We start from the raw sequence: 15,812 nt of genomic DNA on the forward strand, positions 1-15,812 counted from the left end.
GTTCCCGCAGTGACGCGCCACGGGCCGCCTGGGAGCGTTCGAGCGGTAATCGACCGCAGCGGCAGGGGAAGACGGGAGGACGCCAGGTGCAGGACAGGCGAGGTGACGGGGTGGAGCTGCTCCGCCCGGCGGACCTGGAGGCCCTGCTCGACGCCCTGCGGCGCGGGGCGGTACCGCTGGGCGGCGGCGCGGGCCTGATGTCGGCGGCCTTCGCCGACGCCTGGGGCCGCACCGCCGTGGACCTGGGCGGGCTCGGGCTGGACGGCGCCGTCGACGGCAGGGTCGGCGCGATGGTCCGGCTGTCCCGGCTGGCGGCGCTGTGCGAGGGGCGCCCGGCGATCGCCCAGGCCCTCGCCGCCACCGGCCACCCCGGGGTACGGCGGCTGATCACCCTCGGCGGTGTCCTCGGGGCCCGCTCGCCGCGCGCCGACCTGCCGGTCGCACTGGCCGCCGCCGGGGCGACGGTCTCCGTGCTGGACGCGGCCGACGGCACCGTCCGCGAGCTGCCCGCACTGGACCTGTGGGACCTTCCCGGCCCGTTCGCCGTGCTCGCGGTGGACCTGGGGCCGGGCATGCCCGGCGTCTACCGCCGGTTCACCGGGCACCAGGCGATCGCGCCCAGCCTGGTGTCCGTCGCGGCCGTCCGGCGGCCGGACGGCCGGGTCGCGGTCTGCGTCGGAGCGGCGCTGGCCCGCCCGCGCCTGGTCGACCCGGACGAGTTGCCGGGCCCGGACGAACTCCTGGACGACGGGGAGGCCTCGGCCGGGTACCGCCACCGGATCATGCGGCTGCTGGTGGCCGAGGCCTGCGAGGCGCTGGCGTCGGACCAGGCGGACCAGGCGGACCGGGCGGACCGGGCGGACCCTGCCCCCCTCGACGGACCCGGCCGATGTGACACCCCGTCACCCCCGCTCGCTGCCGCGCCCGCCGAGGCCACCGTCCTGGTCGACGGCGGGGCGCAGCCCGCGCCGGACGGCGCGCGGCCGACCGACAGCCTCGCCTGGTGGCTGCGCGACCGCGGCCACCTCGCGGTCAAGGTCGGCTGCGAGGAGGGGACGTGCGGAGCCTGCACGGTGTCCCTGAACGGCGAGCCGGTGCCGGCCTGCCTGGTCCCGGTGGCCCGGCTGGCCGACGGCGACCGGGTCGACACCGCCGCCGCGGTGGCCGGCCGGCCCGGCGGCCGGGCGGTGATCGGTGCACTCGCCGAGGCGGCGGCCGTCCAGTGCGGCTTCTGCACCCCCGGCGTCCTGGTGTCCTGCGGCTCCTGGATGGACCGGCACGGTGCGCTGCCCGCCGACGAGGAGGGGATCCGGGGCATGCTCGCCGGCCACCTCTGCCGCTGCGGCGGCCTGGCCGCGGCCGCCCGGGCCCTGTGCGGGGTCTGCCCCGGCGCCGCGTCCGACGCCACGTCCGACACCGCGCCCGACGCCACGTCCGACACCGCGTCCACCCCCGAGTGCGTCCGGGAGGTGACGGTATGACCACCCGGTACACCCACACCCGGGACCGGGCCGCCGGGCTCGTCCGGTACGTGGTGGACGGCACCCCGCCCGACAGCCTGTTCGCCCGGCTCGTACGCGCCCGTGGGCCGCACTCCACCGTCGTCCTGGACTGCGCGGCGGCCCGCGCGACCCCCGGCGTGCTCCACGTCCTCACCCCGGACGACGATCCCGGCATCCTCTTCTCCACCAACCCGCACGGCAGCCGCGACGACACCTCGGTGTTCACCCGCGAGGCCCGGTTCCCCGGTGACGTGGTGGGTGTCGTGGTCGCCGAGTCCCGCGCCGCCGCCCGGGCGGGGGCCGCGGCCGTGACCGTCCACGAGCGGCCGCTGCCCGCCGTCCTGGACCCGGCCACCGCGCTCGACCCGGCCACCCCGGCGGCGCACCGCGGCCACCCCGGCAACGAGCTGGCCCGCTTCGCCATGGGCTGCGAGGAGTCCGACCTCGCGCAGGCGCTGGCGGCGAGCGCCCACGTCTTCGACCACGCCTTCCGGATCGACGCCGGTCCGCACCACTTCCTGGAACCCGTCGCCGCCATCGCCCGCTGGGACGGCCGGGGCCGCTGCCGGGTGCGGTCGTCCACCCAGTGCCCCAAGCTGAGCCGCCCGCTGCTGGCCCGGCTGCTCGGCCTGGACGAGGCGGACGTGGAGTACGAACCGGTCGCCGTCGGCGGCTCGTTCGGCGGCAAGGAGGAGTTCCTGCTGGACGCGGTGGCCGCCCTGTGCAGCCGGGCGGCGGGCGGCCGGCCGGTGACCGTCGAGACCGACCGCCGCGAGATGACCGGCGCGTTCCGGCTGCGGCACGCGGCGACCGTGCGGGTGGTGACCGGTGTCGACCCGGACGGCCGCATCCTCGCCCGGCACATCGACGCGGTCTTCCAGGGCGGGCCGTACGCGGGCCACTCCCCCAGCGTCACCGCCAACGGGCTCTCGCTCGCGCTCACCCTCTACCCCGCCCCGGCCACCCGGGCGACGGGGGTGTGCGTGGCACTGAACCGGGTGCCGTCCGGCGCGTTCCGCGGCTACGGCGCCCCACAGGTGCTGTTCGCGGTGGAGAGCCAACTGGACGTCGTCGCCAGGAGCCTGGGGATCGACCCGGTCGCCCTGCGCGAGCGGAACGCCCTGCGCACCGGCGACCGCGACCCCCTGCACGGCTGGCCGGTCCGCTCGTTCGGCCTCCCCTCCTGTCTGCACGCCCTCCCGGCGCCGCGGCCCCGCGAGGAGCCGGGAGGCGGGCGGCTGCGCCGCGGCACCGGGGTCGCCGCCCTGCTGAACCTCAGCGGTCTGACCGGCGTGATCGGCACCGACCGGGCCGAGGCGGGCTGCCGGATCGACCGCGGGCGCCTGCGCGTCCTCACCGCGTGCCCCGACGTCGGGCAGGGCATCCACACCGTGCTCGCCTCGGTCGCCGCGGAACGCCTGGGCATCCCCGCGGAGCTGGTCGACGTCGAGCTGGACCTCGGGCAGGCCGACGCCGGGCTGTTCGCCTCGCGCGGGTCGTACCTGACGGCCGGCGCCGTCGCCGAGGCCGCCGCGGAACTGCTCCGCCGCGCCCGGGAGCTGGCCCCCGACGGGCTGCTCGGACCGGACGGACTGCTCCGCGCGGACCTGGACGGACTGGCCGTCGACGGCGCCTTCGCCGCCCCGGACAACGCGCTGGCCGCCGGGGCCCAGGCGGCCGAGGTGGAGGTCGACTGCGCCACCGGCGTCATCCGGGTGCTGCGCATCGACTCCGCCCACGACACCGGCCGGGTGCTCCAGCCCGCGCAGGCCGCGGAGCAGGTCCGCGGCGGTGTGCTGCAGGCCGTGGGCATGGCGCTGACCGAGGGGGTCGGGTTCGGCCCGGACGGCGCCGTCGAGCGGCCCGCGCTGCTGGCCCAGGGAGTGCCCCGGCCGCCGTGGCGGATCCCCGTCGAGGTGCACCTGGTCGAGGAGCCCCACCCCGTCGGCCCGCTGGGCGCCAAGGGCCTCGGCGAGTCCCCGACGATGGGCGTCGTCCCCGCCATCGCCAACGCCGTGCGCGACGCCACCGGTGCCGAGCTGGACCACGCCCCGTTCACCCCCGAACGGGTCCTGGCCGCCCTTCGCGCCTCGCCGGACCCGACCGTACGGGCCTGGGCCGGCGACCCGATTCCGACCTCCGACTGAGAAGAGGAACCCCCATGGGCCAGAACTGGTCCTCGGACGCCGAACTGGCAACCGACTTCAACGCCTACGACGACCTCACCGAGCAGGCCATCGGCTTCCCCCTGGTGTTCCGGGCCCTCGGCCTCGACCCGTCCGGCCTCGACCCCGCCGGCCCGGGCCACCTCCTCGACTACGGCTGCGGCCCGGGCCGGGTGTCGCTGCTCGCCGCACAGGCCCACCCGGCCCTGCGGGTCACCGGCGTCGACATCTCCCCGCACATGCTGGGCATCGCCGCCGAGCGGCGCACCCACGAGCGGGTGCACTACCGGCGGATCGACAGCGCCGACCTGTCGTTCCTGCCGGACGACTCGGTGGACGCCGCCATGTCCTGCTTCGTCTTCATCAACATCGGGGACTTGGAGACCGTCCGGGAGGTGACGGCCGAGGTGTTCCGGGTGCTGCGGCCCGGTGCCCGCTACGCCGTCCTGGACTCCAACCCGGAGACCGTCGGGATCCGCTTCGCCACCTTCCGCACCGGCGAGCCGGGGCGCCGCTACGCCGCGGGCGAGACCCGCCGGGTCCAGCTCTTCGGCTCGGCCGACACCCTGGAGATCGAGGACTACCACTGGCCGCTGGACGTCTACCGCGACGTCCTGTCCGGGGCCGGCTTCGCCGGGGTCGACGTCCGCACGCCGGTCCTGGCCGACGCCCTGGCGCTGGGGGCGCCCGTCGTGCCGCTGCCCGGAGGCGACGCGGCGCCCGAGGCGACGCACGCCCCGATGGTGCTCGCGGTCGGCACGAAGCCGGTCTGATCCCGGCCCCTCCGGAACAGCCTCGGCGGAACAGCCCCTCCGGAACAGCCCCTCCGGGCGGGCCTATCCCGCGGCCCGCCGGGGCCGGGCCGGGACGGGCCGCGGCAGGACCGACCGCCCCCGCGCCGCCACCCGGAGGCCGGGGCCCGCCGGGGCGTCCGCCGGGACCGCCGACCAGGGCGGACGCCGGACCGCCGGACGCTCCGCGGCCACCGGCCCGCCCCCCAGGGAGGCGTGCAGCTGGGTGCGCCGGGAGATGCCGAGTTTGCGGTAGACGTTGGTCAGATGGAACTCGACCGTCCGCTGGGTCACCGTCAGCCGCTCGGCGATCTCCCGGTTGGACAGGCCGTTCGCCGCCAGCTCGGCCACCCTGCGCTCGTGCGCGGTCAGCGCCCAGCCGTGCCCGACCATGCCGGGTGTGCGGCCCTCGCCCGGTCGGCCCCGCGGCACGAGGGGGGCCGGGCCCGCCGCTCCGGGGTGCGCCCCCACCGCCGCCGGCCCGGCGTCCAGGTCCTCGCGCTCGCAGGCGGCGGCCTCCTCGACCCGGCCGAGCGCGCGCAGGGCCCGCGCCGCGGACGCCCGCCAGCGCAGGACCGGTCGGTGCGCCGGATGCACCGAGGACAGGCGCCGCCCGCAGTCCAGCAGCTCGGCCAGGGCCTCCTGCGGGGAGCCCTCGGCCAGCAGCAGCCCTCCCCTGGCCAGCCGCAGCGCCAGCGCGCCCACGGTCGACGGGAGCCGCCCGGCCGGCCTGAGGCGCTCCAGCATCGCCCGGGCGGATTCGGGCCGGTCGCCGCGGACCTCCAGTTCGGTCCAGACCGCGAGGGTCCGCAGCGCCCACGGCGCCCGGGCCCGCTGCCCGTGGCACTCCAGCACCGCGTCCATCGCGATCCGGGCGTGCCCGGCGGCCCGGCCCTCCTCGCCGCGGGCCAGCTGCACCCGGGCCGCCAGGACGTGCCCCGCCGCCGCGTCGTCCTCGGCGCGGTGGCGCAGTGCGTACTCCAGCGCCTGCTGCGCGCAGTCCAGCGCCGCCTCCGTGTCTCCGGTGAACAGCAGCGCGTTGACCAGCAGTTCGTGCTCCCAGTCGGCGGCGTCGGGGCCCAGTCGCGCCCAGCCGGGCGGCCAGCCCGCGGCCGCCGCCGGGTCGGCGGCCGTCAGCAGCGCCAGCGCCCGCTGTACGGCGGACGTCCGGGCCCCGGCACAGTCCTCGGGAGGGCACTGCGCGGGGGCGCCGTGCTGCCGCGCGGACGAACCGCCGCCCCCGGCGGCGCCGTTCGCGGCCCCCCTGGTCAGCAGCCGGAGTCCGGCCACCGCACCCGGGGCCGGGTCGACGCCGGGTGTGCCGGGCCTTCCGCAGGCGTCCCCGAACATGGTCCGGGCCGTGCGGGCCAGCACCGCGACGCCTTCGGGGGCCTGGGCCTCGTAGACGATCAGGGCCGCGGTGGCGGCCAGCCGCTCGGCGTCGGCCCGCCCGGTGGAGGCGTCGAGCGCCCGGTCCAGCCGGACCAGCGCCCGGACCGGCTCCTCCCCGGCCTCCGCCAGGGCCAGCTCGCAGAGCACCTGCGACCTCTCGGTGTCCTCAAGCGGCTGCTCCAGGGCGGCGCGCAGGCAGGCGACCGGCAGGGCGGTGTCGTCCGGCGGGGCGTCCGCGGCCGCCCGGCGCAGCAGCGGCGCCACCCAGGGCAGCCGCACCGGTGCGCCCGCCAGCAGCCGCCTGGCCACCTCGGCGGGCGGCGCGCACTGCTGGTAGAGCCGCACCGCCGCCTCCGCCTGCCAACGGGCCCGTTCGGCGTCGGGGACCAGCGCGCGGACCCCGTCCCGCAGCAGCGGGTGCCGGAACCTCGTACCGTCCGCCGTCAGCACGCCCATCGCCGTCAGCACCCGCCGCGGCTCCGCGTCGGTGCCGGAGACCGCCGCGACCTCGCCGACCAGGCGCGGCGCGGCCGGCTCCAGCACGGACAGGCAGCGGGCGTACTCCGCGGCGTCCGGCGACTGGCGCCGCAGTCGCTCGACCATCCGGACGGCTGGCTCGACCGCGCGGACCCCGGCGTCGTGCGGCAGCGGCGGCCCGCTCTCCTGCGAGTCCAGCAGGACCCGCAGCAGGGCCGGGTTGCCGCCGGCGTCCCGCAGCACCTCCGGGGCGGGCCCGGTCGAACCGCCGCTGCCGCGCGCCGCCGCCAGCCGGGCCACCTGCGGCCCGGTCAGCTCCGGGACGGGCACCTGCCGGGCCCGTGCGAGCAGGTCGGCGAGCGGCCCTGACGCGGCCCCCCGCTCGGCCGGGCAGCGGGTCACCAGCAGCACCACCGGCGTGGTGACCGGGCAGCGGCTGAGGTGGTGCAGCCAGCGCAGCGACTGCGGGTCGGCCCAGGTGATGTCGTCGACGGCGAGCAGCAGCGGCGCGTCGAACACCAGCTGCTGCACCGCCTCCTGCAGCCGTTCCTCGGCGGCGCGCTCCGCCGCCGGGCCCACCGGGGTGTCCGGCAGGGACGGGTCCGCCGCCCGGTGCCCGAGGAGCTGCCGGGCCACCCCGTACGGGTAGTCCTGCTGGTGCGGCCCGGCGGCGGCCTCGCGGACGGTGAACCCCTGGCGGCGGGCGCGGTCCGCCGAGGCCTCCAGGACGGCCGAGGTGCCCGCGCCCGGCAGCCCGGCCAGGCAGACCACGGCCCCGCGGCCGCCCTCGGCGCGGGTCAGGGCCAGCTCCACCTCGGCGAGTTGGAGGTCCCGCCCGACCAGTGCCGATCCGGTGTGCGCACCGGTCGGCGGCCGGTCCCCGGCCTGCGGGTCGACGTCTTCCACGAACATCCTGGCTCTCCAAGCGACGGGGTGGCGGCGTAGGGCGGGCCTGCTCGGCCCGGTGGCGGTCAGTGCGCCGTCGGCGGCCGGACCGGCCCGTGCAGTGCGGACAGCCACTCCTCGACCTGGGGCCGGGAGACCAGGTCGCGCCGGTGGACGACCAGGCCGCGCAGTTCGCTGCCGGTGTCGGTGACCCACAGGCTCAGGTCGAACAGCGCCCGGTCGAGCTCGGGCAGGCCCGCCTCGCCGGTCCGGCCGCCGAGGGTGAAGGCCTCCGGCGGGTTGCCGGCCAGGAAGAGGGCCCTGGCGGGCGCGGCCGGGTCGGCGCCGGGCCGGCCGACGCCGCGCACCGCCTCCGTCACCCGGTCCGACGGGACGTTCTGGTGGAGCAGGGCCCAGCGCACACCCTCGTGCACGGCCTGGACGGTCGCGTCGAGGCCCGCCTCGCGCGGTGCGTCCACGAGGACCGGCAGCAGGTTGACGAAGTTCCCCGTCACCTCGCCGGCCTCGGGCACGTAGCGGCCGGGGAACGGGCAGTAGAAGGCCAGTTCCTCGTTGACGATGTCGGGCCGCATGGCGTGCAGGACCTTGGCGCCCGCCAGGACGAAGCTCGTCACCCGGTGGCGCCGCGCCTGCTCGGTGTGCCGCCGGTAGGCCTCGCCGTCGACGGTGAACGGCACCGAGGCGGCCGCCACCGGGCCGGCCGGCCACGGGGAGTCGTCTCCGAGCAGCACCGGCGGGACCCCGTTGGGCAGCCGCTTGCGCCAGAGGTCGAGCAGCTCCCGGCTCCGGTCGCCGTCCAGCACCCGCCGCTCGGCGGCCGCGACCGCCGCCGGCGAGGGCCGGTTGCGGGTCCGGAGGAAGGCCTCCTCCTCGGCGGTGTACGCGGCGCCGACGTCCTCCAGGAACCGGGTGTAGGACAGTCCGTCGCAGACCGCGTGGTCGATCCTCAGCACCACGGCGAAGCCCGGCTCCGCCCGGCGCACGCACACCACCCGCAGGTGGCGCCGCGGCCCGTCGCCCTCCGGCGCGGCCCCGGCCGCCGCGGCGTCGGCCAGCTCCCGGTCCGCGATCCGGCGGGCCTCCGAGCACAGCCCGTCCCAGTCCGCACCGCCCAGCTCGACCAGGTCGACCGTCGGCGTCCACTCCTCCTCGCGGTACTGCGGGCCGGCCACCGGGTCGTCCCGGTAGGCGCTGCGCAGCGCCGGGTTGACCCGGACCGCCAGGGCCACCGCCCGCTGCAGCCGGGCCGGGTCCACCGAGGCCCCGGCGAACCGGAAGACCTTGCAGATGACGCTGACGGGTGTGCCTCCGCCGAGGTCGCCGCGACGCACGCCCAGGCTCATCCGGTGCGGCAGCGCGGCCCAGCCGTCCGACGGCCCGGGCTCCGGCTGCTGCTCGGGCTCCGGGGCCGCCCCGGCCGTTCCCGCCGCGCGCTGCACCTCGGCGGTGAACTCCGCCAGCCGGGGGGAGTCGAACAGGGTCTTCAGCGACATGTCGGTACCGAACTGCTCGCAGACCCTGGCGACCAGCGCGTCGGCGAGCAGCGAGTGGCCGCCCAGCTCGAAGAAGGAGTCCTCGGGGCGGATCGGGCCGAAGCCCAGCACCTCCTCCCAGATGGCGGTGACCGCGGCCAGCGTCGCCGCGTCCAGCGCGGTGGCGTCGGCGCGCCGGCCTTCGGTGTCCTGACCGTCGGTGTCCTGACCGTCGGTGTCCTGACCGTCGGTGTCCTGGATCCCGGTGCCGCAGCCGCCCGACCGCACGGGCGTGGCCGCCACCGCGGTGCCCGGGTCCTCGGCGATGTCCTGCAGGATCCGGACGTAGTCGTCCACCATCGCCGAGACCAGGGTCGGCCCGCACGCCCCCTGCGGGTCCTTCCAGAGGAGGTGCGTGCCGGCGCTGTCCTTGCGCACCATCGCCGCCAGCGTGAACCCGGCGGTGCTCTCCATGGGCTGGAGGCTCAGCACCGCGTCCGTGTCCGGGCCGGTGAGCCGCACCCGCTGCACGTCCACCCCGTCCCGGGTGGTGGCGTCCCACAGCTGGAACACCGTCTGGTGGGTGCGGGCCTGGGCCTGCGGGCCGGTCAGGCCGGCCGCCCGCATGATGGCGGGCAGCGGGAGGTCCCCGTGCGACAGCGCCTCCTTGAGCCGGCGGTACGCCCGGGGCAGCAGCTGCGCGTAGGAGTCGGACCCGCCGACCGGGCAGCGCACCGGAAGGGTGTTGACGAAGTAGCCGACGCTGTCCCTCAGCGCGGCGTCGGAGCGCCCGTGGTACGGGACGAACGCCAGCGGTTCGGCGGCTCCGGTACAGCGCGCGAGCAGCGCGAAGTACCCGCCGAGCAGCACGGCGGTGTACGAGATGCCGAGCTGGGCCGCGCGTTCGCGCAGCCGGGCAGCCAGGTCCGCCGGGAGCGTCTGCGCGACGGCGGTGTACTGCGGCCGGTCGGCGCCGACCGGGAGCCGGAAGTCCCGCGCGCCCCCGTCCAGCGCCTCCCGCCAGTAGGCCCGGTGGACGTCCCCGTCCGGGCCGTCGGCCAGCGCCCGGGAGCGTTCCGCGTACGCGGCGGTCGGCCCGGTCGGCGCCTCGGGCAGCGGCTGCAGGTCCGCGTAGGCCCGGCGCAGCGCGTCGAGCACCAGCAGGATGGAGGCGCCGTCGTAGACCAGGTGGTGCACCGCGAGCAGCAGCACCGTCCCGTCCGGGCAGTGCAGCAGGTCCACCCGGGCCAGCGGCCCGGTGCGCAGGTCGAACGGGGACTGCCAGGTGCGGCGCACCGCCTCCTCGCGGACCTCCTCGGTGGACGACTCGCGGACGGGGATCTCCGGCGCGTCGGACCAGTCCAGAACCGGCCGGCCCTCGTGTTCGGCGACCCGCCCGCGAAGCTGCGGCCAGGCCCGTCCGACGGCTCGCACCGCCCGGGCCAGGCGGTCGGGGTCGATCCGGCCCTGCACCAGGAAGGGCGTCGGGATGATGTGCGTCCACTGCGCCGGATCGCGTTTCCAGGCCACCCACATGGCCTGCTGCCCAACGGAGAGCGGGATGTACTGCGGTGCGGTGTTCACGCACAGTCCTTCCTGGGTGCTGCCGATGCTGCCGGGGTTCCGGGGGCGGCGGGCCTGGCACGCGGCACGGGCGTGGCCCGCGGCGGATCCGGCTCCGGCGGCCCCCGATGGCCACGATTGTGCTGGCGGCACGCCTGCGGGGGATCGACGCGCGTTCAACACCCGGCCCGGCCCGGTGCGCCGGGCGCGGGTGGCCGGGCCGCCGCGAGGGGTCGGCCCGGGCCGCCCGGCGGCCTGTCGGCCCCGGTCGCGTCCACCGCGTTGAACGGAAGTTGATCGACGGTCAGGCGGACTCTGCGACAGTCCTCCTGTCCGCCGCCCCCTGACCGGAAAAGAGGTGCCCGTCGATGTCCGCCGGCTCCCCGTTCCCCTCCCGCCGCACCCGGTTCACCGCGGCGCTCCTGCTGTCCGGCGCCGCGTTCCTCCTCGGCACCGCGTACGGCGCCCCGGGCGCCGTCGACGGCGGGTCGAAGGTGTCCGCCGCCCCCGCGCCGGGCGGCACCGGGGTCCCGCTCGAATGGAACACCACGGGCTCCTGCGCGAGTTGCACCGGCAAGGCCGCCGAGAAGTGACCGGAGGCCCCGGCGACCGGGGCCCCGACGGCCGGGGCCGGGTCGCCCAGAGCCGGATCGACCAGGGCCGGGTCGACCAGGGCCGCCGGGCGCGGCGGCTGCTCGGCCGGACAGCTCCGGCAGTGGCCGTACGGTTCGTCGGCGCGTGACGGACCGGGGCCGACGCCCGGACTCGGCCGCCCGCCCGCCCGCACCGCCTCGCCCATCCCGTCGAGCAGCCGCTGTGCCTGCGCCGCCTCCGGGAGGTCCAGCTGCCGGAGCAGGTCGAGCGCCTGGCGACAGGTGAGGCGGGCCTCCTCGGACCGGCCGAGCGCGGTCAGCGCCCGAGAGAGCGCCAGCAGGGCCTGGCCCTCGTCCCGGCGGGCCCCCGTCTCCCGGCAGAGCCGCAGCGCCGTGTCGGCGTGGCCGACCGCCTCCTGGGTGCGGCCGACCGCCCGCAGGCTGTCGGCGAGCTGGTAGCGGGCCCGGGCCTCCCGCCCCCGCATGCCCGTCCGCTGGGACAGCGCGATGCACTCGCGGTACCGGGCGATCGCCTCGTCATGGCGGCCCAGCTGGTACAGCGCCAGGCCCAGCACGTACAGGGCGTAGCCGGCGGACGCCGGGTCGGAGCGGGTGTCCGGCTCCGCGAGCACCTGCTCGCAGGCCTCGACGGCCTCCTCCGTCCGCCCGCTGCAGGACCGGGCCAGTGCGGCGTTCAGCCTCGTCGCGGTCGCTCCGGAGCGGTGGCCGAGCTCGTGGGCCAGGGTGATCGCCTCGTCGAAGCAGGCCACCGCCTCCTCGTAGCGGTGCTGGAACTGCGCCACCATCCCGAGGTCGTTGAGGGCCTGGCGGAGGATCGCGGTGTCCCCGGCGATCCGGCACAGCTCGACCGCCTGCCGGGCATGGGTCTCGGCCTCGGCGAGCCGGGCGGCCTGGAGGGCGAGGTTGCCGTTCAGGAACCGGGCCCGGCCCAGCGTCCTGGCGTCGTCCACCCGGTCCGCCGCGTGCAGCACGACCCGGGCGCCGCGGGCCAGTAGTCCGTGCCGGACCTCCCAGCCGAACGGGGTGAGGGCGATCAGCAGGTCGGTGGCCTCGCTCAGCGCCCGGCGGCCGTACTCCTCGCCGCCCCGGGCGGTCTCCTCGGCGGCGGCGACCACGCCCTCGAACTCGGCGACCGCCCAGGCGCGGGCCGCCCGGGCGTCGGCCAGCGGCTCGCCGGCGGAGCGGGCCGGACCGAGCATCCCGCTGACCGGGTCGCCGGGGACGGCCTGCTGGAACGCGGAACAGGCGGTGGCCAGCAGGAAGTCCAGCCACCTGGTCCGGGCCTCGACGGCCTCGCCGGGCCGTTCACAGCGGGCCCGCTGCCGGGCGAACACCCGCAGCAGGTCGTGGTAGCGGTAGCGGCCGGCGGCCGGGCTCTGCAGCATGGCCGCGTCGACCAGCGACTCCAGCAGCTCCTCGGCCTCGGACTCGTCCGCGTCCACCAGCACCGCGGCGGCGGGCACCCCCACGTCGGGACCGTCCGCGAGGGAGACCAGGCGGAACGCCCGGGCCTGGGCGGGGGTCAACTGGCGGTAGCCCAGCTCGAAGGCGGCCTCGATGGCCAGGTCGCCGACCCGCAGCTCGGCGATCCTGCGCCGCTCGTCCGCGAGCCGCCGGGCGAGCGACTCCAGCGTCCAGCTCCGGCGGGAGGCCAGCCGGGTGGCCAGGATCCGGACGGCCAGCGGGAGGAAGCCGCAGGTCGCCAACAGCTCGACGGCGGCCTCGGGCTCTTGGTGCAGTCGCTCCGGGCCGGCCAGCCGGCCGAGCAGTTCGAGGGCCTCGTCGGGGGTGAAGACGTCGAGGTCCACCTCGAGGCCGGTGGGGAGGCCGAACAGCCTGGTCCGGCTGGTGGCGATCACGGCGCAGCCCGCCGAGCCCGGCAGCAGGTAGCGCAGCTGCGCGGCGTCGCGGGCGTTGTCGAGCAGGACCAGGACGCGCCGGCCGTCCAGGGAGGACCGGTACAGGGCCGCCCTCGCCTCCAGGCCGTCCGGTATCGCGTCGGCCGGGGTGCCCAGGGCGAGCAGGAAGTCGGCCAGCACGATGGACGGGTCGGCCGGCTCCTGGTCGACGCCGCGGAGGTCGGCGTGCAACTGCCCGTCGGGGAACCAGCGGCGGGTGCGGTGGGCGACGTGGACGGCCAGCACGCTCTTGCCGACCCCGCCCATGCCGGCGACGGCCACGACGGCGGGAGCGCCGCGTCCGGCGCCGGTCAGCGCCTCGCACATCCGGGCCGCGGGCGCGGTGCGGCCGACCAGGTCGGCGGTTTCGGCGGGGAGTTGCGCGGGTGCGGGCAGTGCCGCCCGGAACCCGCGCTCGGGTGCGTCGGCGTGCGGGGACGGCCGGTCGGCCGGGGCCGGCGTCCGCTCGTCGGGCGCGGTCGGGGTGGTCGGCGCAGCCGGGGCAGCCGGAGCGTCCGACGGCTCGGAGGCGTCCTCCCCCCGGGCCGGGCCGAGCAGGCAGGGGTCGCCGGCCAGCACCCGCCGGTGGATCTCGGTCAGCTCCGGGCCCGGGTCCAGGCCCTGCTCGGAGATCAGCCGCTGCCGGATCCGCTGGTAGACCTGCAGCGCCTCGGTCTGCCGGCCGCCCGCGAACAGGGCCCGCATCAGCAGCCCGTGGGCGCTCTCGCGCAGCGGGTTCTCGGAGACGAAGGCGGTCAGGTCCGGGACGGCCAGCGCGTGCCGGCCGAGCGCCAGCGCCAGGTCGAGCCGCTGCTCGATCAGGGTGAGCCGGAGTTCGGTGAGCCGGGCCCGCTGGCGCTTCGCGAAGGGCCCGGGGATCTTGGCGAGCGGGTCGCCCCGCCACAGTGCCAGGGCCTGTTCGAGGAGGGCGTCGGCCTCCTCCAGGCGCCCGGCCGAGCGGGCCCCGGCCGCCCGGCCGACGAGGTCCTCCGCCTGCCAGAGGTCCAGGGAGTCCGGCGGGACGAGCAGCCGGTAGCCGTCGCCGGCCGACACCAGGACCACCGGTGCGACGGAGCGGTCCGGCTCCATCAGCCGCCGCCAGCGCCACGCGTAGGTCCGTACGGTGGTGACCGCGGCATCGGGTGGCGACTGGCCCCACAGCGCCTCGACCAGGCCGGCGATGGTCGAGGACCCGTTGGGGCTCAGCAGCAGCACGGCCAGCATCGCCTGCTGCTGCGGGGTCCCCACCGCGAGCTGCACCGAGCCGCAGTGCGCCCGCAAGGATCCCAGCACGCCGAACCCGAGCTCGCGCGCCTGGAAACATCGTTCGTCCACCTGTGCTCCGTTCATATATGCAGGACTTGGCATGTCCCCGAATGGTTCCCGCGGAGGAATCCCCGTCGACCGGGCGCCCGCGCCCCGCTCCCACCGGCCTCCCCCGCCGATCTACATCCGATCAACCCCCGGATCAACGGACGGCCGCACGGATTCCCGCGGATCCCCGCCGATCCCCGCAGGGCGGAGCAGCGCGGGCACCCGTGGAGACGGTCATACTAAGTTCAGTCATAATCCGCAGTCACAGGGGGAGTTCACCGTGGAACACCTGCAGCGGCTGGGCGCCGGAATCCGGCGGCTGCGGCGCGCCGCCGGCCTCTCCCAGACGGACCTGGCCGGACCGGACTTCTCCCCCAGCTACATCTCCCTGCTGGAGTCCGGCAGACGGACGCCGTCACCCGACGTCCTCGTCCGGCTCGCCGCCCGGCTGGGCTGCGAGCCGGAGCACCTCACCAGGCTCCTGGACCGCGCCGACCGCGGCGAGCTGGAGGTCGAACTCCAGCTCGCCGACGCCGCCCTGGAGCGGGACGGCTCGCCCGAGGCCGCCCTGGGCCGGTACCGGTCCGTACGGGAGCGGGCCACCGGCGCGGACCTCAGGGACCTCGGGCTCGCGGCCGACCTGGGAACCGCCCGCGCCCTGGAGCGGGCCGGCCGGCTGGCCGAGGCCGTCGACCGCTACGAGCGGCTGCGGACCGCCGCCGCGCACTCCCAGGGCCGGGTCTCCCGGCTCGCCGTCGTGGTGGCACTCTGCCGCTGCTACCGCGAGCTGGGCGACCTCGACCACGCGCTCACGCTCGGCGAGAGCGCCCTGGCCGAGGTGCAGCGGCTCGGGCTGGTCCCGACCCAGGTGGGGGTGGAGCTGCTGGCCTCCCTCGCCGCCCTCCACTGCGAACGGGGGGACGTCCACCGCGCCCGGCAGCTCACCGGCACCGCCGTCCGGCTCGCCGAGTCGGTCGGCACCCCGGGGGCGCTCGGCGCCGCGTACTGGGGCGCCGGCCTCGCCGCACACACGGGCGGCGATCCGGGGGACGCCCTGCCGCTGCTCAGACGGGCGCTGGCGACGCAGCCGGCGGGCGAGCACGAGCGGGTGGCCGGGCGGCTGCGCGTCCTGCACGCCGAGGTCCTGCTCGGCCAGGACCCGCCCGACCCGGCCGCCGCCCGGTCCGAACTGGCCGCGGCGGCGGCGCCGCTGGCCGAGCACGGCGCCCCCGCCGACCGGGCCGCCCACGCCCTCGCGGCGGCCCGGGCCGAGCTGCTGCTCGGCGAGGCCGCCGCCGCCGCCGAGCTGGCCGGCCGCGCCCTCGCCGTACTGCCGCCCGAGGCCGGTCCCGAACGGGCCCGGGCCCTGCTGCTGCTCGCCGAGGCCCGGACCGGTAGCAGCGCGGCCGCTCCGGCCGTCGGCACCGCCCTGCGGCAGGCCGCCGAGGCGCTGACCGGGGCGACCCGCGGCCGTCGCGCAGCGGGCGCCTGGGCCGAACTGGCCACCGCGCTCCACCGGGCCGGCGAGCACGAATCGGCCGCCCGGGCCTTCCGGCAGGCGCTGCGCTGCCACGGCCACCGACTGCCGGAACCACCGCCCGGCGAGGGCGCCGAATTCGCCGACCGGTAGCACCGACCGGCCGGAAAAGTGGCCGTTCAGTCAAGGCCGGCAGTCACGGATTTCCTTCGGAGGAACCCGAATTGACGCCCAATTCGGC

The 15,812-nt window shown here is 77.5% G+C and carries 7 protein-coding genes; 4 read left to right on the forward strand and 3 right to left on the reverse strand.

Translation table 11 applies throughout. The annotated features are described in order from the left end of the window. Positions 1-86: 86 nt before the first annotated feature. The 3 genes from ACGFZP_RS37520 to ACGFZP_RS37530 are packed head-to-tail and all read left to right on the forward strand — an operon-like array spanning position 87 to position 4,440. On the forward strand, positions 87-1,481 hold the full coding sequence (locus ACGFZP_RS37520; RefSeq protein ID WP_392941422.1) for a 2Fe-2S iron-sulfur cluster-binding protein: 1,395 nt from the start codon (positions 87-89) through the stop codon (positions 1,479-1,481). Continuing rightward, on the forward strand, positions 1,478-3,649 hold the full coding sequence (locus ACGFZP_RS37525; RefSeq protein ID WP_392941423.1) for a xanthine dehydrogenase family protein molybdopterin-binding subunit: 2,172 nt from the start codon (positions 1,478-1,480) through the stop codon (positions 3,647-3,649). The genes ACGFZP_RS37520 and ACGFZP_RS37525 overlap by 4 nt, the downstream gene beginning before the upstream one ends. A gap of 14 nt (positions 3,650-3,663) precedes the next feature. Then, positions 3,664-4,440, forward strand: a complete 777-nt coding sequence (locus tag ACGFZP_RS37530; RefSeq protein ID WP_392941425.1) for a class I SAM-dependent methyltransferase — start codon at positions 3,664-3,666, stop codon at positions 4,438-4,440. 63 nt (positions 4,441-4,503) lie between these two features. Here the strand turns inward: ACGFZP_RS37530 and ACGFZP_RS37535 are convergent, their stop codons facing one another. From ACGFZP_RS37535 to ACGFZP_RS37545, 3 genes are all read right to left on the reverse strand, one after another. Then, positions 4,504-7,239: a LuxR C-terminal-related transcriptional regulator gene (locus ACGFZP_RS37535; protein ID WP_392941427.1), complete on the reverse strand. Its 2,736-nt coding sequence runs from the start codon at positions 7,237-7,239 to the stop codon at positions 4,504-4,506. Positions 7,240-7,298: 59 nt separating this feature from the next. Beyond that, positions 7,299-10,289 (reverse strand): condensation domain-containing protein, encoded by a 2,991-nt coding sequence (locus tag ACGFZP_RS37540; protein ID WP_392941429.1) that lies wholly within the window; start codon positions 10,287-10,289, stop codon positions 7,299-7,301. 283 nt (positions 10,290-10,572) lie between these two features. Then, positions 10,573-14,115, reverse strand: a complete 3,543-nt coding sequence (locus ACGFZP_RS37545) for a BTAD domain-containing putative transcriptional regulator (RefSeq protein WP_392941430.1) — start codon at positions 14,113-14,115, stop codon at positions 10,573-10,575. 259 nt (positions 14,116-14,374) lie between these two features. Here ACGFZP_RS37545 and ACGFZP_RS37550 point away from each other — a divergent pair, with 259 nt between their 5' ends. Further along, positions 14,375-15,724 carry a helix-turn-helix domain-containing protein gene (locus ACGFZP_RS37550; protein ID WP_392941432.1) on the forward strand — a complete coding sequence of 450 codons (1,350 nt, stop codon included), beginning with the start codon at positions 14,375-14,377 and terminating at the stop codon, positions 15,722-15,724. Positions 15,725-15,812 lie beyond the last annotated feature (88 nt).

This window comes from Kitasatospora sp. NPDC048239 (genome assembly GCF_043202015.1).
GTDB lineage: Bacteria > Actinomycetota > Actinomycetes > Streptomycetales > Streptomycetaceae > Kitasatospora.